Source organism: Lachnospiraceae bacterium, from assembly GCA_022794035.1.
GTDB lineage: Bacteria > Bacillota > Clostridia > Lachnospirales > Bianqueaceae > CALWPV01.
This window is the reverse complement of the sequence record JAAWDX010000001.1, coordinates 237695-260233: the sequence shown is the minus strand read 5'-3', so window position 1 is coordinate 260233 and position 22539 is coordinate 237695. Positions and strand designations below refer to the sequence as shown.

The window sequence follows — 22539 nt, the reverse complement described above, 5'->3', positions numbered from 1 at the left end:
CAAGAATGTCAAGCATTCTACTCCTCTATGACAAATTTTTATTTTTACTCGCCCATTTTCATTTGATCGATGGAAATGGCAACGTTGTGTGTAATGGGCTTCCATTCAATTTTCCTAAATAATGCGGTGATGGAAATGGGAATATAGGTGAGCATGAAGATCGGAAATGTAAATAGATATTTTATCTTTTTGCCTGTGCTGCAGCAGATATTTTTCCATTCTGTAACCAGCGTAAAGAGTCCGACGATGATAAACATGCCGTACACGCTGGCCATCATGATGAGCATGGAAATGAACATTCCTTCGAACTGCCCCGTCTCGTTGATCAGGGCATAAATCATGGCGCTTCCGTTGACCAGCATCGTGAGCAGCGATAAGAACAGCGCGGGCATGATGGTCATACACATATCAAAGCAGGAGAAGCTGGCTTTGCAGAAAATACCCGCCAGCAGGTTCTTGCCGTAATTATAAAACACCTGATAATAGCCTTTGGCCCAGCGCAGACGCTGTGTCCAGGACTGCTCAAAGGTTTCCGGCTGCTCGTCATACAGCATGGCATCATGACAGTAGCCGATTTTTTCGCCCTGACATACGCTGTCGACTGTGAACTCAATGTCCTCTGTGAGGAGAAAATGCTTCCATCCGTCATTTTTCTCAACGATTTCACGCGACAGCAAAAAGCCCGTACCGGAAATCGCGCAGCTGGTATTTAAAATCATGCGTGCATTGTTCAGATGTCTGGCCTCGCGCAGAAACCACAATGCATATCCGGCTGAGATCCAATTGCTGCCATAGTTCTTAGAATTACGGTAGCTGGTCAGCACACGATAGCCGGCGGAAAAGGTCTTGTTCATTTCTTCTATATAATGAGGATCCAGCAGATTGTCGGCATCAAATACAAAATATCCGTCGTAATAATCATGTCCATAATCCTCTCGCACCAGATTAAACAGCATTTCCAGCGCATAGCCCTTGCCGACTTTTGTCTGATTATAGCGCTTATATACCTTAGCGCCATATTCGGCTGCCACCTGCGCCGTGTGATCGCTGCAGTTATCTGCTGCTACAAAGACATCAACCAGTTCTCTGGGATAGGTCTGTCGGTTGATGCTTTCCAGCAGCTGACCGATGACGGCTTCCTCATTTCTTGCTGAAATCATCACTGCAAAACGATGCATTTTCAGCTTGCCCTGTGCTTCCAAATGATTAAAACGCTTTGGCTTCTTAATGACTGCAACCAGAATATAGAAAAACTGATAGGCATAAAACAAAAAGAACATCACCTTTACAAAGGTATTAAAAATTTGTAATGCTTCCATACTCTTTCTTCCTTTTATACTAATTTATTAAATATAACCTGCACTTTAAACAGATCTCCGTCTACTAGAATGTCAAACCGTCCGTTCATAAGCTCTGTCAGGCTTTTCGCAATGGAAAGCCCCAGTCCGCTTCCTTCAGTATGCCGCGAGCTGTCCCCTCGGACAAACCGCTCCATCAATTCCTCACCGGAAATGTTGAGCGCATACCGCGATATGTTGCGAAACGTAATGACCGCACATCCCTCCTCCTCCTTCACATCCAGATACACCCGCGTACCCGCCTGTGAATATTTCTGTACGTTGCTGAGAAGATTATCAAAGACACGCCATAAAAGCTGTCCATCCGCCATGACGGGCATTTCATACTCCGGCGCTGTAAGCACCAGCTCCAGATTATGCTCTTTGAGCCGATCGCTGTATTCGCCCAAAAGCTGCTTTAAAAGCTCTGTCATATCCAGCCTGCCCATATTCACTGCAATGTTACCGCTGGAAGCTTTGGAAGCCTCAATTAAATCTTCAATCAGCTTTTTCAGCCGAATGGATTGTCTCTCCAATACTTCAATATATTCCTTTGCTGTCTCATCCTGAACTTCCTGTTTCTTTAAAAGATCCACATAATTGACAATCGAGGTGAGCGGCGTCTTAATATCATGCGATACGTTGGTGATCAGCTCTGTTTTCATGCGCTCGCTTTTCAGCTGCTTCTCTACAGCCGCCCGCACAGCCTCATTGATGCTGTTCAAATTTTCTGCCTGCTCCTTGAGCTCCCCATAAAGCCCTTTTGTATCCACCCGCGCATTCAAATCCCCCAACGCGATCTTTTGGATCCCCTGCCGGATCTTCTTATACCGAAGCTGGAACGCCATGGCCAGACTTGCCGCTACAACGCATGCAAACAGAATATAAAACAGAAAAGCGCCTGCGCTGTTTTCATCGATACACATAACGCCGATGATAAAGGTACTTGCCCCTGCAAGCAAAATCCACAGGAGAGCCTTGCCTAAAAAAGAACGATTTTGATATAGTCGAATGATCATTTCTTTTATCCCGCGATAACACCGGTAAACTATCGTCCCTTTCCATAAATAATGATTTTTGCAGCGCACTGCCAAACTCATTACATAGAAAAGTCCCAATGCAAATATCCCTGTAACGCCGACGCAGGCTCTGATCAGGTCTGTTAGCAGATCTCCATACCCGTTCATTGTTTCCAGCAGCCCCATCAAGCAAAAGCCGCCCAGTATAACCAGTCCCGTCAAAAAATCAAAGGGAAGCTTATGCAGACCTCCTGCATAGATCTCCTCTGTCCCGCGTTTGTGCCCTGCCGCACAGATTAGATAGATGCACAAAACAATCAAAAATACCGATGCAGCAATTGCCAGATTTAATACCGTATAGCGATACCGGAATCCCTCTCCGTACCAATACATATCCGTTTGATATTCATCATTCGCCGTCATTGGATCCACTACATAGCAATGAATGGTATGCTGTATATCTTTCCCTAATTCTTCGCTATATATTTCAAACATATACTCCGTCTCAAATCCATATGACTCGTCGTCCTGATACGTTGATATTGCCTCTCCGCCCTCTTCCTCTATGCGGAAACGGAAATTTGTATTTTCATTGCTGAACTTCTTTTCATACCACTCCAGCTCCTGTTGCCTGCTTCTGTCGCCGGCACCTTCCTTCTCATACATCTGATATGCTAGATAGTATTCATATATTACCATCCTGGCATTGTAATAGGTTCTGTTCTCACAGAGGCTGGTGGCATAGTAATTCCATTCTTGCTGGCTGTAAAGCCCCATGCTCATAAAAACCGCCGTACCCATGATGCTGGCTGTCGACACAATGCACATCAGCAGGCTTAAAATGACAGCTGTAATTTTAATAGGCCAGCTGTAAATAATGCCCTTCACTTTATATACCTCTCTCGATCTTGTATCCTTGTCCCCATACCACCTTTAGATATCTTGGGTCTGCGGGATTGATCTCGATCTTCTCCCTCAAATGCCGGATATGTACGGCCACTGTATTTTCTGCGCCGTACGGATTATCCTCCCACACTTTATTATAAATTACTTTTGATGAAAATACCTTTCCGGGCTCCTGCATCAATAGCTTAAGAATTTCATATTCAGTTCTTGTCAAATTGACTATTTCACCGTCAAGCCGCACAACCTTTGCCTCATCGTCCAGCTCTATGGCTCCTATGCGAAGTATGGATTCTTTTTTCACAGCGCTTCCGAGCTGTACATAACGCCTGAGCTGTGATTTCACTCTTGCCAGCACCTCTACCGGATTGAATGGTTTGGTAATATAATCATCGGCTCCCACGTTTAACCCAAGTATCTTATCGGTATCCTCACTCTTGGCTGTTAATAAAATAACCGGCACATTGCTGAATTCGCGGATGGCTACCATGGCTGAAATGCCATCCATTTCCGGCATCATCACATCCATCAGCACCAGATGAATGTCCTGCTCACGCACCAGATCAATTGCCTCCTTGCCGGTGTAGGCCTCAAAGGTTTGATATTCAGCAGACGTAAGATAAATCTTAAGAGCAGACACAATGTCCCGCTCGTCATCACAGATCAAAATATTATACATCACAGACTCCTTCCAAACTCCCCTGTATTATGCCACCTTTCTTTTTAAAATCCAATATAGTAAACCCTTAAAGTTTTATTAAGATTATATGACTTTTCGTGCATTTTTCACACGGAATGAGGATTGATACAGGCAGACTAAAATGACCCCCTTTTAATGAAGGGGGTCGCTTTGTTTATAGTAGTACCTGAATAAATATATTGGCTCACATAATCTGTCTGCACAAAAGCACAGCTTTTTACAGCTGTATCAACACATCCACTGCGTTCGTATCTGGCTTAACCTTTGACATAATCCTTTCAATATTGCCCTGTTCATCAATGACAAAGGTGGAGCGTTCTACCCCCATCCCCAGCTTACCATTCTGTTTTCTTTCCTTCCATACCCCGTACGCCTTAATTACACTGAGATCAGGATCTGACAGGAGAATATACGGCAGGCTATTCTTCTGCGCAAATTTTGCATGCGCTTCTATGCTGTCCTTACTGATGCCAATGACTTCTGCGCCCTTACTCCTAAACTCTGTATACAGCCCTGCATATGCACAGGCCTGACGCGTACATCCGGGTGAGTTATCTCTGGAATAAAAATAAATCACGACCTTTTTATTTCTAAAATCCGATAGAGAAACATCCTTTCCGTCTTTATCCTTTAAGGTAAATTCGGGTGCCTTTTGTCCCACTTCTAGCATAGTTTCCTTCCTCCTATTCGCTTATCATTTTAATTCCCTTTTCCAGGGTATTTAAGTCCATCATTCCACTGCCTCTCGCAATGAGAGCTCCACTTTTATCTATAAAATAAGTCGTTGGAAAGCTGGTCACATAATAGGCGCTGACCGCCTCTCTTTTGGTATCAAACAGCACCTCAAAGTCAAACTCTTGCTCCTGAATATATGCCTTGGCGCCGTCCACAGTCTCTCTATTGCCGTCGGTTGCATTGATCATCAAAAACTGAATTTCGGGATATTTCTCATAGGCTGTATTAAAATCAGGCATTTCTTCTTTACAATAATAGCACCATGTAGCCCAGAAATTAAGCACAATCGGCTTTCCTATATAGTCGGAAAGCTTAACCTCATTTCCTTCTGCATCCAAAACTGTAAAATCCGGCGCCTGTACTGTACTTGGCACTGCCTCACTTTCCTCACTCGATGCTCCATCTGCAATATTCTGCCTCAGATTGTCCCCTTTATACTCCTGACTTAGCTTATGATATAAAAACAAAGCTCCTGCAATAAGGACTACCAATAAAATCAAGCCGGCAATCCATTTGACACTGCCTTTTTTCATAAATCCCCCTATGAAAGTAAATTTAAAAACCGATCAAATAGTCCAAGCGCCATTAAAAGCCCAACCAACACAAGCAGTGATCCACACACAATCTGAATGCCTCTGTAGTGCCTTTTAATGCTCTGAAATACTCCCTTCAGCTGATCAATCAAAATAGCACTGATTAGAAAGGGAATTCCCAAGCCCAGAGAATAGAGAAGGAGCATCATAACGCCTGTTAAAAAAGCCCCCTCGCTTGCAGCAAGCATCAGCGCCGAGCCTAAAAACACTCCCACACAGGGCGTCCAGCCAACGGAGAACACCATGCCAAACAAAAAGGCTGAAAAAAAGCCAAGCTGCTCTGTTTTAGAAAACCTTATCCCTCTAAAAATGCTAAGCTTAAAAAAGCCAAGATAACAAAGACCAAAAAATATGACAATCACGCCTGTAATCAGATTGACAAGCGTTTTAAATTCATTCAAAATCTGCCCTACCGTACCGGCCAGCGCGCCAAGCAGGACAAAGACCGTTGTAAAGCCGGCTATAAATCCTAACGCATTTTTCAACGTGCCTTTGATATCCCTCTGCATACCGCCGGCAAAATACGAAACATATACCGGTAGCATGGGCAATAAGCACGGGGAAATAAAGGTAATCATCCCCTCTAAAAATGCAATCACATATGACATAATGCACCCCTCTGATTATTTACTATAACAAAAACCCCGAGAAAATACAAATACTTTCTCGGGGTAATCCAAGCAAATTTTTCAAATTATTCTTTAGGCTGCTCCTCCTGCTGACTCAGCTTACCCGTGTACCGATCGATAATCGCCTGCCGCTCTGCATCCAGATTATAGTTCTCCACTTCTTCCTCTGCCAGAGCCTCATCCTCATCCGGCATATAATTCCGAAATACTCTTTCAAGCAGCATGGCAGAAAAATAAAAGCAAAGTCCAAACATAAACACACTGGAAAGCATGTTCCAGAATAGAAAAGCAGCTACGCTGGCAATTAAAAGCGCTGCACACAGCAGTGTGGTAGGCAGATGCTTATTCGCCATCATAAAAGCATACTTAAATAAGTTTTTGGTGGACATCTCAAACCGCGCCAGCAGCGCAAAAATATAGGTGAAAATAAATATCAACTCTATGATTGCAAAGCCCTGTACCGGAAGCACAATATACATCATCTTTCCGTATAGCCCTATGTTGGTCACTTCCAGCCAGATCGCATACCCCAGAAGTCCGCTCACAGCAGTAAAGATCAGGGAAACTATCATCCCCTGCTTATAATTTTGCTTATAGGAATGCCAAAAGTCCCGGAACGTATAGGTCTCTTCTTTTCTCTGGCGCTTGCCCAGCGCTGAAAAAGCAGCGGTTGTCGCCGGGCCCATGTGCAAAAAACAAATAACCGTAAGAACCAGATTAAGAATGTATGTCACCTGATTTGTTACGATCGGCAGATAGCTTAAAACAACGACCGCGATCGGCCCTCCGAATAAAAGCCACAGCATATTGCAATATATTATTTCAAATATCAACGTACCAATTCGCGAAAATGGGCCGTCAATTCCGACTGCTTCCTTAAAAGTCATACAAAACCCTCCTACGCATTACGCAGATCCATTATTTCGGTATATTCTATTATAAACTAAGCGCCGGGAACTTACAAGCGTTCCCGGCGCTCAAATTGTGAACAAACATTAAATTTTACTTGTATTCTTTAAGATCTGCTGCCGCCGCCTCATCAATAATGATCGTAACATCCGGATGCAGCTGCAGGACAGAAGCCGGCACCTGAGGTGTGATCGGACCTTCCAGCGTAGCCGCAATGGCCTTTGCCTTTCCTTCTCCGTTAGCTACGAGCAGAATTTTTTTCGCTTTCATGATCGAACCGATACCCATGCTGATCGCCTTGGTGGGTACATCCTCAATCTTTTCAAAGAAACGGGAGTTAGCCTGAATTGTGCTCTCCGTAAGCGCAACCACATGTGTGGGGCCAACAAATGTATCAGCCGGCTCATTGAATCCAATATGACCGTTGCCGCCGATTCCCAGCACCTGAATGTCAACGCCGCCGATTTCATTCAGCATAGCCTCATAGGATTCGCATGCTTCATTCATGTCTTCTGCATTTCCATCCGGAACATGCACCTGATTTTTATCAATATTGACATGATTAAACAGATTTTCATCCATAAAATAATGATAGCTTTGATCATTAGTCGGCTCCAGCGGATAATACTCATCCAGATTATACGTTTTCACCTGACTGAAATCCAGCATGCCTGCCTCGTACATGCGGATCAGCTCCTGATAGGTGCCGACCGGAGAAGAACCCGTTGCCAGTCCTAAAATTGCATCCGGCTTTACATTGACAATACCGGCCAGAATGGCTGCTGCTTTTTTGCTCAATGTCTCATAATCCTTGCAGACTAAGACCTTTACATTTTTGTTCTTGCCATTGGTGTACCATTTTGCATTAGTTTCCATAAACCTGTTTGCCTCCTACAAATGTTTTGATAATTTCAAAGTCGGCATCTGCCAACAAAATATCCGCATCTTTTCCTACTTCCAAAGAGCCCTTTCTGTCACCCATGCCAATCGACTGTGCCGGAGACAGGCTCGCTGCCGCTACTGCCTGCGGAAGCGACCAAGTCGTATGCTTCACGATGTTCTGCACCGCCTTATGAAGGCGCAGCACGCTGCCGGCGATCGTATCGCTTTCCAGCCGGCATTCAATGCCCTTTACAAACACCTTTTGCCCGCCTAAGCTGTACTCTCCGTCCGGTAATCCGCCGGCACGCATACAGTCGGTGATCAGCACTAATTTGTCCTTTTTGCAGTCAGCTACCAGCTGGAATACACCTGCATGGATATGGAAGGTATCACAGATCATCTCTGTATATACCTCCGGACTGGTAAGGGAGGCGCCTACTACACCGGGATCCCGGTGGTGCAGGCCTGTCTGCGCATTAAATAAATGCGTCACATGATTGCAGCCCCTTGCAAAGCATTCCTTTGCTGTCTTATAATCCGCCGCTGTATGTCCCAGAGAACACACGATATCCGTTTCCTTCGAAATCCGCTCCACAAATTCCATGCCGCCGGGCACCTCCGGCGCAATTGTCACTAATTTAATTACATCGGCAAACTGTTTGGTAAACTCTACATCCGGCGCCTGAATATATTCTGCTACATGCGCCCCTTTACGCTCAACATTGATATAGGGTCCCTCCATATTCACGCCCAGCACCTGCGCGCCGCCCCAACTCTCCGGGTCCTGCTCGCTGGCTTTTTTGGCCTCGCGCACCATTTCAAACGTCTGCGCCAAATGCTCTGCCGGCAGCGTCATCGAGGTCGGCAGCCAGGAGGTCACGCCAAATTGAGTAATCATCCGGCTCATCTTCTGAATTGCGCCGGGCTTATTATCACTCGTATCCTCTCCGCCGCAGCCATGGATATGCACATCGACCAAACCGGGAGAAACATACCGTCCCTCCGCATCTATCATCTCTAAATTCTCATACTGATCCAGCTCAGAAGGCGCTACAATCGCTTCGATCTTTTGATCAAATACGAGCGCTTTTCCTTCTACAATCTGATCCGGCAGAATGATCTTGCCGTTGATAATACATTTCATTCAAAAACCCCTCTTTTCTTCGGATTTTTAATCGCATCTCACAATGCAACTTCTCTCTTATGATACCCTCTTCCGTTTCTCTAGTCAACATTTTTTCAAATTTTTCAAAAACCTTAGCGCTCTTCTCATTCTTTAAGCAATTTAACCTGCTTCCACTTGCCGCTTCGATAAAAATAGGCTCCCATCACAGCACCCACAAGCCAGCCGATCCCCACGGACCAGTACACAGAGCCGCTGCCTATCACACCGCTCAGCGCATAAGCAGACACGACTCTAATTACCAGATCGACAAGCGTAGTAGAGGTAAAGGCAACCATATATCCAGCCCCGCGGCTAACCGCGCAGGTGTTATTTAAAACTACAAAAAAGAAGCTGCTGCTCACCACTACCCTGAGATACCCTACTCCCGCCTGATACACCTCTGCCGACGCCGTCTCATCCACAAACAGGCCAATGAGCTGACGGCCGCAGACAAACACCAGGATCACCGCTGCCGTGCAATACACAAAGTTCATCAGCATCCCTGCCCGCAGACCTTGTCCGGGACGTTCCATCCGGCCCGCGCCAATATTCTGAGCTGTAAAAGTCGCCACAGCCGTTCCCATCGTGGCAATGACCACGGTGAAGAACCCGCTGATCTTAAGCGCAGCGGAATATCCGGCAATAAAATCAGAACCATAGGTATTGACCAATGCCTGCACAAACAGATTGCCAATGCTCACAATCGACATCTGCAGCATTGTGGGGATCCCCACCTTACTCATGCCGGCCAGAAGCTTTTTATCGAAATACGAAACCTTCTCTTCCAGCCGCCGCACCTTAAACAGCAATACACCGATTGCCAGAGCAGACGCGAGCCCCTGCGCAATAAAGGTTGCCCATGCCACGCCGCGCACGCCCCAGTGCAGCACTGCTACAAAAAAGATATCCAGTCCAATATTAAAAACAGTGGAAAACATCAGAAAATACAGTGGCTTTTTAGAATCGCCCAGCGCATTAAAGACGGCATTGGCGATATTATATAAAAACAAAAACGGCAGGCCCCACATATAGATACGCAGATACGAAAGAGCGTCCTCGTAGATCTCCTCCGGCGTATTCATCAGATGCGTCAGCGGACCAGCAAAGCCCTGTCCCACCAGCATCAGCGTCAAACTCAGCACCACAAAAGACAAAACCGCCGTATAAATAGACGTTTTCAGCTTCTTCATTTCTTTTGCGCCAAACAGCTGCGAAATCACCACACTGCAGCCCATGCCTGCACCAGTACCCAGACTGACAAACAATGAAGTAATCGGATTCGACACGCCCACAGCAGCCAGCGCATTCACGCCCGCATACTGCCCGGCGATAATGCTGTCCGCAATATTATAGCACTGCTGCAGCATGCCGCTCAAAATCATCGGGACCGCAAAGCTCAGGATAATCCGCAGCGGACTCCCCTTTGTCATATCTTTCATCTTAGAGTCTCCTTTGCTTCCTGCTCCAGCTCTCGTATGATCGCCGCTATCGCATGATGGTCACAATCTACCGTGATCCGGTCCGCTGCCTCCCGGCAAAGCTCCGCCGCATTGGCCACGGCATAGCCCACGTCTGCCACCTGCAGCATCGATACGTCATTTTCATAATCGCCTGCGCCAATCACCCGGCGCACCCGATCCCCCAAGATCGCCTTCAGCCGCAGGATCGCCGGACCCTTGCCGCCTTCCGCAGGCAGCAGCTCCATCCCTGTCGCCCAGCTTCTCTCAAATTTGTACTGCGGAAACTTCTCCTTCATCAGCTGCTGTACACGCACCGTCTCCTCCGGCGTATCAAAACAAAAATTGACCTTATGCCAGCTCTCTTCCTCCGGCCGAAACAGCTCCTCTATATCGCTGGCGGGCATGTCCAGCCGCCCGATCTTTCCATCGCTCCATCGCACCGAATGGTGCAGATGATCCACAAAGATCAGATGACAGAGCCCCTGCTCTACCACATACCGCACCGCCTCCTCCGGCGGCTCCATCGTGACCTCGTGCAGCACCCTGCCCGTCTCCACATCATAAATGGTCGTTCCATTTCCTACCACCTGATATGTATTGGGCCTAAAATCTGCCTCAAACTGTCCCACATGCTTAGGGAACCGTCCCGTTGCCACCGTGAACAGCCCTCCCTCGCGCTGAAAATAGCGGATCGCCTCCGCATTCTCCCGCGAAAGCTCCCCTTTTCTGTTTGTCATCGTGCCATCACAGTCCGTGCAGATCAAATATCCGTCAAAAATACCCATCGCGCCTCACTCCCCTCTCAGCTTCAAAATTCTCTGCAAGCCCCATTCCCAAAAGGCCCAGTCATGACCGCCGTCATGCTCCTCATACACATGCTCGATCCCCGAGCGCTGCCAATCCTCATGCAGCCCCCTCGTCAAATCCAGCAGCCCATCCTGCTTACCACAGGCCAGATACAGCTTCGGCAGCCGCTCAGCCAGATGGCTCAATGTCCGCACATCATGCACGCTGTCCGCCGCCGCCTGCAAATCTCCAAAAATCTCCTGCAAAAACTCCGGCCTCTCAAAAAACGCGCCGTCCTCCCTGCAGTGCCCCTCCATATCCTGCGTCAGCAGCGCCGAAGAAAGCCCTCCGGCAAAGCCGAAAACCTCCGGATAGAGCAGCCCTGTCCGCAGGGCCCCATAGCCGCCCATAGAAAGTCCGGCAATCCACGTGTCTTCTCTGGACGAAGAGAGCGGCAGCATGGCTCTGGTAAGCTCTATCAGCTCTTCGCCAACAAAGCGTTCGTAATCCTCTTTTCGGCCCGCGGCCGGATGATAAAATCCATTCCCCCCGCTGGGGAGCACAATCGCCAGCTTTTTCTCGTGGGCCGCATTATACTGTCCGAGTAGCCGAAATAGATTGGTGGCTGTAAGCCAGTTGATATAGCTGCCCTGTACGCCATGCAGCAGATACAGGCAGGCGCAGCGCTGGCCTCTCTTTAGCGATTCTGCCGGCAGGACTGCAGCAGCGGTGACTGTGCGCCGCATGGTCTTAGCGTATAGCTCCATTTTTAAGATTGCCATGATCTGCCCTCCTGCATCCAGTCCAGTACATCGCATATATGTCCGTCCCAATAGGTCCAGTTATGTCCTCCCGGCTGCTCTTCATAATGATGCGGGACCCCGTTCTCGTTTAAAAACCGGTGATACTCTCTGTTATCCTCCAGCAGGGGATCCTCGGTGCCAATGCTGAGAAACAGCTGCGGAATCGGCTTTTTCTGCTGAAGCGCCTCTGTGAGCGCCTGCATCACATCCGCATTATGCCCCAGCTGCTCCGCCTCCTGATGAATCGTCAGCCCGGCGGAAAGCCCAGCAGCCTTGCCAAACACCTCGCCATAATGCAGCGCGCAGCGGATGGCGCCGCCTCCGCCCATGGAAAGTCCGGCAATCCACGTGTCTTCTCTTTTTTGTGACAGCGGAAATGCATTCCTCGTAAGCTGCACCAGCTCTTGCGCTAGAAATTTTTCAAAGTTTTCGGCCCGCTCCGGATAATCCAGATAATACGCATTTTCTCCCGAAGGCATCACGACGGCGATCCTTCGCTGCTGCGCCCACAGCGCAATCCGCGAGTTATAAAGCCAGTCTGTATAGTTGCCAAAATAACCGTGCAGCAGATACAGCGCCGGAAACGGCCCTTGCTCTACCGCCTTCTCCTGATCGCAGGGAAGGATCACGTGAATGCCCGTAAACCGCTGTATGGTATTGGCCATGAAATCCATCTGAATCACTGCCATAATCTATCGTTCTCCTTTACATGAAAAACAAGCAAAGGGGCACCGAATCCCCCTTTGCTTTTATCTATCGCTGTCTTTTATATTCTGCACCGCGTAGCGCGCCTCGTCGTACTGATGCACCAGCGCTTTAATGTCCGGCAGAACTTCTCCCACCTCATGCGGGGTCTCATAGGGCTGCACCTTTTTGCCCATCTGTCCCTTCACCTTTTTATAGTACAGCTTGCGGATTTTATTTTCCGGACTGTTGTCAAAAATCTCTTTAAAGCTGCGGCGGCGTGTTTTAGGCTTTGCCGCTTCTTTATAAAAGACCTTCGTCTCCTCATAATTAGGTTCCTGATAGCGGCTTCCTTCGCCCACCTTGCGCACCAGAAAATAAATCATGGCTGCAATCGCTCCCAGCACCAGAAGCACAAATATAATTTCAAGAAGCTTTTCAAGGATCAGCCAGATCACCCCGCTCTCCATCGTGCCAAACATCTGGGCATACGACTCATTGATCGTCTCCTCCTGCACGGCCTCCTCTTCCAGCGTCTCCTGTGTTGGCTCTATGCTGCCAAAATACCGCAGCATTCTCCGCAGCATCAGCAGCGACTTCTGGCCTAACAGGCCAAGCATATCTCCCAGTCCCAGCAGATACAGCACCAAAAATACGGCAGCGGCAATGCCGAAATAGCCGTATAGCATCTGATTGTTAAAGCGAAGCATGCGCCGCAGTGAGAAATTGCCCTCTTTGTCAATATTGCGCAGCGCATCATGCACACCGATCCAGTGCTCGTAGTACATAAACAGCGCCGCATAGATAAAGGCCTGCACGATCAGCAGCGTCTCATACCCTTCGCGTTCACGGCTCACGGAGAGGATATAGATACAGATCATGGCAACCATAGAAAACAAAAGTACCATCATCGAGGCCTCCCTCTCGTTTTCCTTGGAAACCTGCCGCACCGCGCCGTATACCGTCAGCGCAAGCCAGTAGACGATTCCCAACGTTGTCAGCACGAGATCGGGCGAGAGCAGCAGCCATGCCGCCTGTACCAGCTGCACTAAAATAAAGAGGATCAGGCTATGCAGATGCCGGCGCAGCACAGTCGAGAGGCAGGGCATCAAGAAAAAGCCTATTGAAAAATACAAATACTGATATCCGTTTCCGATATCATATGCTCCATAGCAAATCAAAACGGCCGCGGGGGCGAATAAGAGAAAAACCTTAAGCGCTTCTACCCAGCTGGGATACCGAACAATTTTCCGGTAGCTTATCGCTTCCCGATCATATCCATATGTTTCGCTCATCCCTACCTCCTCACACCTTGAAGAAATAAAAATCTTCTACGTCTTTCTCCAGATTCTGCACCCGAAGCTCCATCTCCAAAAAGTCTATCTCTGAGATCGGCGCAAGCCACATGCATGAATCCGTATAGCTGCGCAGCTCATTGTATTTCTGCACCATCTCCTTGCTGTAGCAGGCGCTGATGATCACATAATAATCCTCTGCCTGTCTCTTCTCCTGCAGATCTTCCAGTACCTGCGGCCCAGCCGTCCCTGTCACGGTCATATCTAGGCGTGCCAATGTCTCCAGCACCGAATCAATATGATTTTCACTGCAGCCTGCTCCGACCCGCGGCTCCTGCTGCTCTAGGCTGTCCTGCCCATTGCTGTAAAAGCTTGCCGGCACGCCGTCCCGCTCCAGGCGGCTGATCATAGCAGCCGCTAAACGCAGCCCCGCCTCATACACAGGCTCATCATAGTAGTTGGTGCTTTTGTCAGTGAGCAGCAGCACATGCACCGTTTGATCAACGGTATATTCATGCGTGTTCACCAGCCATTTTCCGCCTCTGGCGGAGGCTTTGAAATTGATGCTCTTAAAGCTGTCATGCGGCTGATAATCGCGGATGCCTTTGAATAAAAACGGATCCTCCAGCGTGTACCGCTTGGTTGCCATGGTTCCGATCATCTTTTCATAGGGCACATCGAAGTTTTCCTTGGCCATGCTGACTGGGTACACGGTGATCTGCGCATGGTTATCCACTATTTTCACAAATTTGCTGGTGATGAACATATCATAGCTCAAAAGATCCAGCTGGCGAATCTGATATACGCCGCGCCGCTTGAGCAGCAGCTTGCTTTTGCGCGTGATCTGCTGATGAAATAGAATATTAAAGATATCGCTTTTGAACAGATTATCAGTTTTGCCGTTGCGGATGATCTGAAACTTGAGCTGCACCCACGGCAGCGGCAGCAGCTTGTTGTTGGTCATAACTTCGACCAGCTCTGTCTCCTGCCCTTCAAACATGTATTGATCGCGCAGCTTGACTTCTGCCGTTAGTCGCTTATTCCAGTACTTTTGGTAGACCTTCTTTTGAATCCACAGCATGAGGCCTACCACGATTAAAATAATTAATACTGCCATCGAAGCCTCATCCCTCCTGCTTCGAGAGCTTCCATTCCTCCGTGGGCACCTCCACTGATTCTAAAATATCCTGAATCAGCGTTTCAATCTGCGTCGATTTGTTGCGCTGACTGCCGCGCAAAATGATGCGGTGTCCCAGCACAGGAACGGCCAGCGCCTTGATATCATCCGGAATCACATAGCTGCGGCCCTGAATGGCGGCCAGTGCCTGCGCTGTTTTCAGAAGCGCCAGATTGCCACGCGGGCTCACGCCCAGCTGCACGCTGTCAGCCGTTCTCGTTTTATCCACAATATCCACCGTATAGGCCGCGATATCCGGATGGATGGTGACCTGTTTAACGCTTTCCTGCATTTCCAAAAGCTGCTCGCGTGTGCAGACCGGCTCTACCGCTTCAGCCGGCACCTCATTCACAAACCGGCGCAGGATTTCAAGCGTATCCTGCTTCTCCGTATACCCCATGGAAAGCTGCATCAAAAACCGGTCAAGCTGTGCCTCCGGCAGCGGAAATGTGCCCTGCGTCTCCACCGGGTTCTCTGTGGCAATGACAAAAAAGGGCTGTTCCAGTACATAGGTATGCCCGTCAACGGTGATTTGCTTTTCTTCCATGCTCTCCAGCAGACTGGACTGCGTGCGGGGCGTGGCTCTGTTGATTTCGTCGGCCAGCAGCACGTTGGTAAACAGCGCGCCCTCCCGGAAAACAAATTCACTTTCTTTTTGATTATAATAATTGATGCCGATCAGATCCGAGGGGAGCAGATCCGGCGTGAACTGAATCCGTTTAAATTTGGTATCCAAGGACTTGGCCAGTGACTTAGCCAGTACGGTTTTTCCGGTGCCCGGCACGTCCTCCAGCAGCACATGGCCTTTGGCCAAAAGCGCCGCCAAAATCAAATTGATCTTATCTGATTTGCCGACGACAACCTTTTCCATATTTTCTTTTATTTTCTGGGTAAGTGCTTGAATTTCTGCAATTTGCATTGAAACATCCTTCCTTCTCTTGTTAATTATTCTTTATTGTATCATTGTTTTTAGTGAAAGTAAATAAAAACCGCTGACAAGCGGCGTTAAAATTGTCACTATTCCTTTAAAATGACCTTCCTTTTTCTTTGAAATTATGATAGACTATAGTGGCTTTATTAAGGATATTTTTCTAATTATATTCTGGGAGGAATTTCTATTATGAAATCATCAGTACGAGAAGCCATTAAAACACATGGGCGTGTTCTGCTTCTTATGGTTATCGGCAGTCTGATTTATTCTGTCGGCATGAACCTGTTTTATACTAAACAGCACCTGCTTAGCGGCGGCGTCACCGGCTTTGCCCAGCTTCTTAACTATCAGTTTGGCCTGCCGATCTCTTTAATGATTATTTTACTGAATATCCCGCTTTTTTTAATTGGCTGGAAATTTGTCAGCCGCAAGTTCTTTTTATATAGCCTTGCAGGAATGGGTATTTTCTCCCTCTGCCTCCAGCTGGGACATCCGCTTTCCGTCCCGTTTGAAAGCCCTCTCACGGCTGTCGCACTGGGCGGTGTATTAACCGGACTTGGATTGGGCATTATCTACCGCAGCGGTGCCTCCTCGGGCGGAAGTGACATCATTGCCAAGGTACTGCATAAATATTTTTCTATCAACATGGCGACCACCGGTCTTTTTGTGAATGCCGTTATTATCTCCCTTTCTATGCTGATCTATGGTCTGGATCAGGCGGTGCTTACGCTCTGCGCTATGTTCATTGGCTCTCAGGTGACCTCTTATGTCATCGATGGGATTGACCATCGCCGCGCTATCACGATTATCACGGCTAATCCGCAGAGCCTTTCTAAGGCTTTGATGGATGGCCTGGGCCGCGGCATCACGATTATGAAGGCGACCGGCGCCTACACCGGCGATGAACGGTACATGCTTTACTGCGTGATCAGCAAGCATCAGCTGTCTCCTTTAAAAGCACTGGTTAAAAAAACGGATCCCCATGCCTTTTTGACCATCACTACGGTCAATGGCGTCTATGGACGCGGCACCAGCTTTTTCTCCATGGATCATATTGAGTAGGTACATATTGCAGGGGGAATGCTGTGGATGCTGTGGACGTTGTGTATTTCATAGCCTAGTCAGCGCTGGCGGAAATCCAAAAAATGGCGGAGAAATTTCCTCCGCACTCGGGCTCTTAGATTAAAATGGCGGAATTTTTTCCGCCATTTTTGATTTGGCGCCGCTTGCTAACGGGTATTTTTCAGCTACTTCATGACCGTTCCGCTATACACGGTGGAAAAAGTTCAGCTAAATCGTCCTCTTCCGCCAGTGGCGGCTGAAAACGAGGCCAGAAACGCAGACCAGAAATACAGGCCACAAATACGATGTCAGAAGCGCAAGCCCAAAGCCTAGCCCAAAACGCATCTGTCAATCCGACGCCTGACGGGAGCGCTGATTTGTATGTATCTGGTGATAATAATCCCCTGCCTTCCCGTCATGAATTTGATTAAAAAAACCTGATTTAAAAAGCGCGTTTTCCTTGTGTTTATGCGGTTTTTATGATATACTAGGAATGGTACAAGTTCGGCGTGTTCCGCGCTGAACTTATGTTATGTTAGGAGGTTTATTCATTGAGCAAAGATAAAAATCAGCTGAACCTGACGGATCCCGGATTGGATGCCAAGGATCAGGAAGCAAGAGATATTTTACTAGATGCTAAGCCCGATTCAGACAAGGCGGACTATCATCATGAAAGTCAGGCAGTGGCGGCCGACTTAACGGTCAGCGGTGAATATACCGCCAGCCAGATTCAGATTCTGGAGGGACTGGAGGCTGTGCGCCGCCGCCCCGGTATGTATATTGGCAGCACCTCGGCCCGCGGCCTTCATCACCTTGTATATGAAATTGTGGATAATGCCGTTGATGAGGCGCTTGCCGGCTTCTGTAATAAAATCACAGTTACCATCAATCCCGACAACTCGATCACGGTCACCGATAATGGCCGCGGTATTCCGGTAGATATCCAGCCGCAGAAGGGCATCTCCGGCGTAGAGGTTGTTTACACGATCCTGCACGCCGGCGGAAAATTCGGCGGCGGCGGATACAAGGTGTCCGGCGGCCTGCACGGCGTAGGCGCCTCCGTTGTCAACGCCCTTTCCAACTGGGTTACCGTTCAGGTACACATCGGCGGCAAGCTGCATGAGATCCGCTTTGAAAAGGGACATACGGTAGAACCGCTCCATGTGATCGGCGACACCAATAAGACCGGCACCACCGTCACCTTTTTAGCTGACGACACGATCTTTGAAGAAGTCAATTATGACTTTGACACGCTCGCCCAGCGCTTACAGGAGACCGCCTTCCTTACCAAGGGCCTGAACATCACGCTGGAGGATCTGCGCGAGGACAAAAAGCAGAAAAAGAAATTTCACTACGAGGGCGGTATCCGTGAGTTTGTGGCCTATGCCAACCAGAACAAAACGGCGCTCTACGATAAGATCATGTACGCCGAGGGCATGAAGGACGGTGTGTATGTGGAGGTCGCTCTGCAGCATAACGATTCGTACAACGACAGCACCTTCACCTTTGTCAACAACGTGCATACGCCTGAGGGCGGTACGCATCTGATGGGCTTCCGCGCGTCCTACACGCAGGTGCTCAATGACTACGCCCGCAAAAATAATATCTTAAAAGAAAATGAAAAGAATCTGTCCGGCGACGATGTGCGCGAGGGTCTGACCTGTGTGCTCAGCGTAAAGCTGGGCGACCCTCAGTTTGAAGGTCAGACCAAGCAGAAGCTGGGCAATACCGAGGCTCGCGGCGCTGTGGCCGCCGTTCTGACAGACGGCCTTACCTTCTTCCTTGAGCAGAACCCCAACATCGCGAAAACGATCTTAAATAAAGCCATCATGGCCGCCAGAGCCCGTGACGCTGCCCGCAAGGCCCGCGACCTGACCCGCCGCAAAACGGCGCTCGAAAGCACCAGCCTGCCCGGCAAGCTGGCAGACTGCTCCGACCGCGATCCCAAAAACTGTGAGATCTACATCGTCGAAGGCGACTCTGCCGGCGGTTCCGCAAAAAATGCGCGTTCCCGGCAGACGCAGGCCATTTTGCCGCTGCGCGGTAAGATTTTGAATGTGGAAAAGGCACGGCTGGACAGGATCCTCGGCAATGCCGAAATCCGGGCGATGATTACTGCCTTTGGCACGGGTATCCACGAGGATTTTGATATCAACAAGCTAAGATACCATAAGATCATTATTATGACCGATGCTGACGTGGACGGCGCGCATATCCGCACGCTGATGCTGACGTTTTTCTACCGCTTTATGCCGCAGCTGATCGAGCAGGGCAAGGTGTATATTGCGCAGCCGCCGCTGTTCCGCGTGGAGAAGTCGAAAAATGAGGTGCATTATCTGTATTATGAGAATGAGCTGAATCCCTTGCTGGAGAAGCTGGGCATGACGGAGCAGCAGATTGCTGACGGTGTGCAGCGTTATAAGGGACTGGGCGAGATGGACGCTGATCAGCTCTGGGAGACGACGATGGATCCGGCGAACCGCATCCTGCTGCAGGTGCAGATGGAAGATGCGGCGGTGGCCGATCAGATCTTTACACTGCTGATGGGCGACAAGGTGGAGCCGCGCCGCGAGTTTATTGAGGCACATGCAAAATATGCCCAAGTGGATACTGTTGGATGAGGAGGTAGACTATGGACGAAAATCAGACGCCGCAGCATGACCGGATTGAGATTGTCAATCTGGAAAAAATGATGAAGGACAGCTTTATTGACTATGCCATGAGCGTAATTACCACGCGTGCGCTGCCGGATGTGCGTGACGGCATGAAGCCCGTTCAGCGCCGCATTCTGCACGCGATGAATGAGCTGGGTTTATCCCCGGACAAATCCTACCGTAAATCAGCCCGTATCGTGGGCGATACGATGGGTAAATACCACCCACACGGCGACAGCTCTATTTATGAAGCCATGGTGCGCTTGGCACAGGACTTTTCCACGCGCTATATGCTGGTCGACGGGCACGGCAACTTCGGCTCGATGGACGGCGACGGCGCTGCCGCTATGCGTTATACCGAGGCGCGCCTGAGCAAGCTTTCGATGGAGATGCTCTCGGATATCAATAAAAATACCGTTGACTTTACCGCCAACTTTGACGGCTCTTTAAAGGAGCCCACCGTGCTGCCCGCACGCTTTCCCAACCTGCTGGTGAACGGAACCGGCGGTATCGCCGTTGGTATGGCCACCAGCATCCCCCCGCACAATCTGGGCGAGGTGATCGATGCGGTTGTGAAAATCATCGACAACCACATGCTCGAGGACCGCGATACCACCATTGACGAGCTGATGCAGATTGTAAAGGGACCTGACTTCCCCACCGGCGCAACCATTTACGGCGTGCGCGATATTGAGCAGGCCTACCGCACCGGGCGCGGGCGCGCAGTTGTTCGCGCGAATATGGAGGTCGAAGAGCTTCCGGGACACCGCCAGTGCATTGTGGTCTCCGAGATTCCTTATCAGGTGAATAAAGCGCGTTTGGTCGAGCGTATTGCTGAGCTGGTTAAGGACAAAAAAATTGAAGGGATTTCTGATCTGCGCGATGAGACCAACCGTAACGGTCTGCGGATCGTGATTGATTTAAAGCGCGATGCCAATGCGCGGCTGATCATCAATCAGCTCTATAAAAATACACCCCTGCAGGATACGTTTAGCATCAACATGCTGGCCCTTGTGAATAATGAGCCTAAGGTGCTGAATTTAAAGCAGATGCTCACCTACTATCTGGATCATCAGAAAGAGGTTGTAACGCGCCGTACGCAGTATGATCTGGATAAGGCACAGGCGCGTGCGCACATCTTAGAGGGTCTTTTAAAGGCGCTGGACTACATTGATGAAATTATCTCCATTATCCGTGCTTCCTCTAACGTGGCCGAGGCAAAGGCAAACCTGATCGCCCGCTTTGAGTTCAGCGATGCACAGGCACAGGCAATCGTGGACATGCGTCTGCGTGCGCTGACCGGACTGGAGCGCGACCGTCTGCAAAATGAGTATGATGAGCTGACAGAAAAGATTCAGGAGTATTTAGCCATTTTAGGAAATGAAAATATACTGTTCAGCGTGATCAAGGAAGAGCTGCTGGTACTGAAAACCAAATATGCAGATCCGCGCCGCACCTATATTACTTATGAGGAAGGCGAGATCAACTTAGAGGATTTGATCAAAAACGAGAGCTGCGTCATCACGATGACCAATCTTGGCTACATCAAACGCACCTCCTTAGACATGTATCACAGCCAGAACCGCGGCGGCAAGGGCATTAAGGGTATCGAAACCCGCGAAGAGGATTTTGTAAAGCATCTCTTCATCGCTTCCTCGCATGATTATGTGCTGTTCTTTACCAACTGGGGCCGCGTATACCGCATGAAGGCTTATGAGATCCCCGAGGCAGGCCGCACGGCCCGCGGCACGGCCATTGTGAACCTGCTGTCGCTGAGCGGCGGCGAACAGGTCAGCGCTGCCATTCAGATGAAGGAAAAGCGCGATAAGGGCTATCTGCTGATGGCGACCAAAAATGGTATTATCAAAAAGACAGATCTTGCTGAATACAGCAATATTCGTACGAATGGACTGATTGCTATTTCCCTTCAGGAGGGCGATGAGCTGATCGAGGTTAAGCGCTCCAGCGGCAAGGATGAAGTGCTCATGGCCACCAAGCGCGGCCAGATCATTCGCTTCCGCGAAACTGATGTGCGTACGACCGGCCGCAGCTCCATGGGCGTAAAGGGTATTACGCTCGGCGCTGGCGATGAAGTGATCGGCGTGCAGCTGACCTCGCAGGGAGATTCCGCGCTGGCCGTTACCGAAAACGGTATGGGCAAGCGCACGGCTCTGACCGAGTTTTCCGTGCAAAAGCGCGGCGGCAAGGGCAATCTGTATTACCGTATTACCGCCAAGACCGGCGATGTGGTTAGCTTTAAGCTGGTTTCACCGGATCAGGATCTGATGCTGATTACGAGCGGAGGCGTTATCATCCGCCTGCGCGTACAGGATATCAGCGAGATCGGCCGCGTGACCTCCGGCGTGAAGCTGATGGGACTTGATAAGGACACCAAGATCGTCAGCATCGCGAAGATTCGCGAAGAGAAAATTGAAGAGGATTCCGCCGAGGAATAAAATTGAAAGCAAGTTTATAACAAGCCCTTCCGCATTATTTGCGGAAGGGCTTGTTTTTGCATGTTGGTGATAATCATTCCCGGGTTCCTATCGACATGCAAATTCACTGTTTGCATGTCCATGTCAATCATTCCCGAACGTCCTTCGACATGCAAATTCACTGTTTGCATGTTGGCGGCAATCATTCCTGCGCCCCCTCCGACATGCAAATCCACTGTTTGCATGCCCATGTCAATCATTCCTGCGCCCCCTTCGGCATGCAAATCCACTGTTTGCATGTCCATGTCAATCATTCCTGCGCTGCCTCCGGCGTGCAAATCCACCATTTGCATGTTGGTGATAATCATTCTCACGCCCCC

Annotated in this window: 20 protein-coding genes; 3 read left to right on the top strand and 17 right to left on the bottom strand. The window is 49.2% G+C overall.

Annotation, left to right across the window (positions count from 1 at the left end):
• Nucleotides 1–44: 44 nt before the first annotated feature.
• From HFE64_01170 to HFE64_01095, 16 genes are all read right to left on the bottom strand, one after another.
• Nucleotides 45–1319 carry a glycosyltransferase family 2 protein gene (locus HFE64_01170; protein ID MCI8632082.1) on the bottom strand — a complete coding sequence of 425 codons (1275 nt, stop codon included), beginning with the start codon at nt 1317–1319 and terminating at the stop codon, nt 45–47.
• 14 nt (nt 1320–1333) lie between these two features.
• Nucleotides 1334–3244, bottom strand: a complete 1911-nt coding sequence (locus HFE64_01165; protein MCI8632081.1) for a HAMP domain-containing histidine kinase — start codon at nt 3242–3244, stop codon at nt 1334–1336.
• Between the two features lies 1 nt (nt 3245).
• Nucleotides 3246–3938, bottom strand: a complete 693-nt coding sequence (locus tag HFE64_01160) for a response regulator transcription factor (GenBank protein ID MCI8632080.1) — start codon at nt 3936–3938, stop codon at nt 3246–3248.
• Between the two features lie 238 nt (nt 3939–4176).
• On the bottom strand, nt 4177–4629 hold the full coding sequence (gene bcp, locus HFE64_01155; GenBank protein ID MCI8632079.1) for a thioredoxin-dependent thiol peroxidase: 453 nt from the start codon (nt 4627–4629) through the stop codon (nt 4177–4179).
• Between the two features lie 13 nt (nt 4630–4642).
• Nucleotides 4643–5227, bottom strand: a complete 585-nt coding sequence (locus HFE64_01150) for a redoxin domain-containing protein (protein MCI8632078.1) — start codon at nt 5225–5227, stop codon at nt 4643–4645.
• 8 nt (nt 5228–5235) lie between these two features.
• Nucleotides 5236–5895, bottom strand: a complete 660-nt coding sequence (locus HFE64_01145; protein MCI8632077.1) for a cytochrome c biogenesis protein CcdA — start codon at nt 5893–5895, stop codon at nt 5236–5238.
• Between the two features lie 86 nt (nt 5896–5981).
• Nucleotides 5982–6803: a DUF624 domain-containing protein gene (locus HFE64_01140; GenBank protein ID MCI8632076.1), complete on the bottom strand. Its 822-nt coding sequence runs from the start codon at nt 6801–6803 to the stop codon at nt 5982–5984.
• A gap of 115 nt (nt 6804–6918) precedes the next feature.
• Entirely contained in the window at nt 6919–7701 is a 783-nt protein-coding gene (nagB, locus tag HFE64_01135; protein ID MCI8632075.1) for a glucosamine-6-phosphate deaminase, read from the bottom strand.
• Nucleotides 7691–8851 carry an N-acetylglucosamine-6-phosphate deacetylase gene (gene nagA, locus HFE64_01130; GenBank protein MCI8632074.1) on the bottom strand — a complete coding sequence of 387 codons (1161 nt, stop codon included), beginning with the start codon at nt 8849–8851 and terminating at the stop codon, nt 7691–7693. The genes nagB and nagA overlap by 11 nt, the downstream gene beginning before the upstream one ends.
• Nucleotides 8852–8976: 125 nt before the next feature.
• Nucleotides 8977–10311 (bottom strand): MATE family efflux transporter, encoded by a 1335-nt coding sequence (locus HFE64_01125; protein ID MCI8632073.1) that lies wholly within the window; start codon nt 10309–10311, stop codon nt 8977–8979.
• Nucleotides 10308–11117 carry an HAD-IIB family hydrolase gene (locus HFE64_01120; GenBank protein ID MCI8632072.1) on the bottom strand — a complete coding sequence of 270 codons (810 nt, stop codon included), beginning with the start codon at nt 11115–11117 and terminating at the stop codon, nt 10308–10310. The genes HFE64_01125 and HFE64_01120 overlap by 4 nt, the downstream gene beginning before the upstream one ends.
• Before the next feature lie 6 nt (nt 11118–11123).
• Nucleotides 11124–11900: an acetylesterase gene (locus HFE64_01115; protein MCI8632071.1), complete on the bottom strand. Its 777-nt coding sequence runs from the start codon at nt 11898–11900 to the stop codon at nt 11124–11126.
• Nucleotides 11888–12610, bottom strand: coding sequence for an esterase family protein (locus HFE64_01110; protein ID MCI8632070.1), 723 nt, complete (start codon nt 12608–12610; stop codon nt 11888–11890). Before HFE64_01110 ends, HFE64_01115 begins: the two co-directional genes overlap by 13 nt.
• 60 nt (nt 12611–12670) lie before the next feature.
• Entirely contained in the window at nt 12671–13900 is a 1230-nt protein-coding gene (locus HFE64_01105; GenBank protein ID MCI8632069.1) for a hypothetical protein, read from the bottom strand.
• A gap of 10 nt (nt 13901–13910) precedes the next feature.
• Nucleotides 13911–15017: a DUF58 domain-containing protein gene (locus HFE64_01100; protein MCI8632068.1), complete on the bottom strand. Its 1107-nt coding sequence runs from the start codon at nt 15015–15017 to the stop codon at nt 13911–13913.
• Between the two features lie 7 nt (nt 15018–15024).
• Nucleotides 15025–15996, bottom strand: a complete 972-nt coding sequence (locus HFE64_01095; protein ID MCI8632067.1) for a MoxR family ATPase — start codon at nt 15994–15996, stop codon at nt 15025–15027.
• 201 nt (nt 15997–16197) lie between these two features.
• Here HFE64_01095 and HFE64_01090 point away from each other — a divergent pair, with 201 nt between their 5' ends.
• The 3 genes from HFE64_01090 to gyrA all read left to right on the top strand — a co-directional run bounded on the left by HFE64_01090 (nt 16198) and on the right by gyrA (nt 22180).
• Nucleotides 16198–17070, top strand: a complete 873-nt coding sequence (locus HFE64_01090; GenBank protein MCI8632066.1) for a YitT family protein — start codon at nt 16198–16200, stop codon at nt 17068–17070.
• A 623-nt stretch (nt 17071–17693) separates the two neighbouring features.
• The gene (gene gyrB / locus HFE64_01085) at nt 17694–19691 is read left to right on the top strand and encodes a DNA topoisomerase (ATP-hydrolyzing) subunit B (protein MCI8632065.1); all 1998 of its coding nucleotides are present in this window, start codon (nt 17694–17696) and stop codon (nt 19689–19691) included.
• Between the two features lie 11 nt (nt 19692–19702).
• Complete coding sequence (gene gyrA, locus HFE64_01080) at nt 19703–22180, top strand: DNA gyrase subunit A (GenBank protein ID MCI8632064.1); 2478 nt, start codon at nt 19703–19705, stop codon at nt 22178–22180.
• A gap of 14 nt (nt 22181–22194) precedes the next feature.
• Here gyrA and HFE64_01075 read toward each other — a convergent pair whose 3' ends face one another.
• Nucleotides 22195–22527, bottom strand: coding sequence for a hypothetical protein (locus HFE64_01075; protein MCI8632063.1), 333 nt, complete (start codon nt 22525–22527; stop codon nt 22195–22197).
• Nucleotides 22528–22539 lie beyond the last annotated feature (12 nt).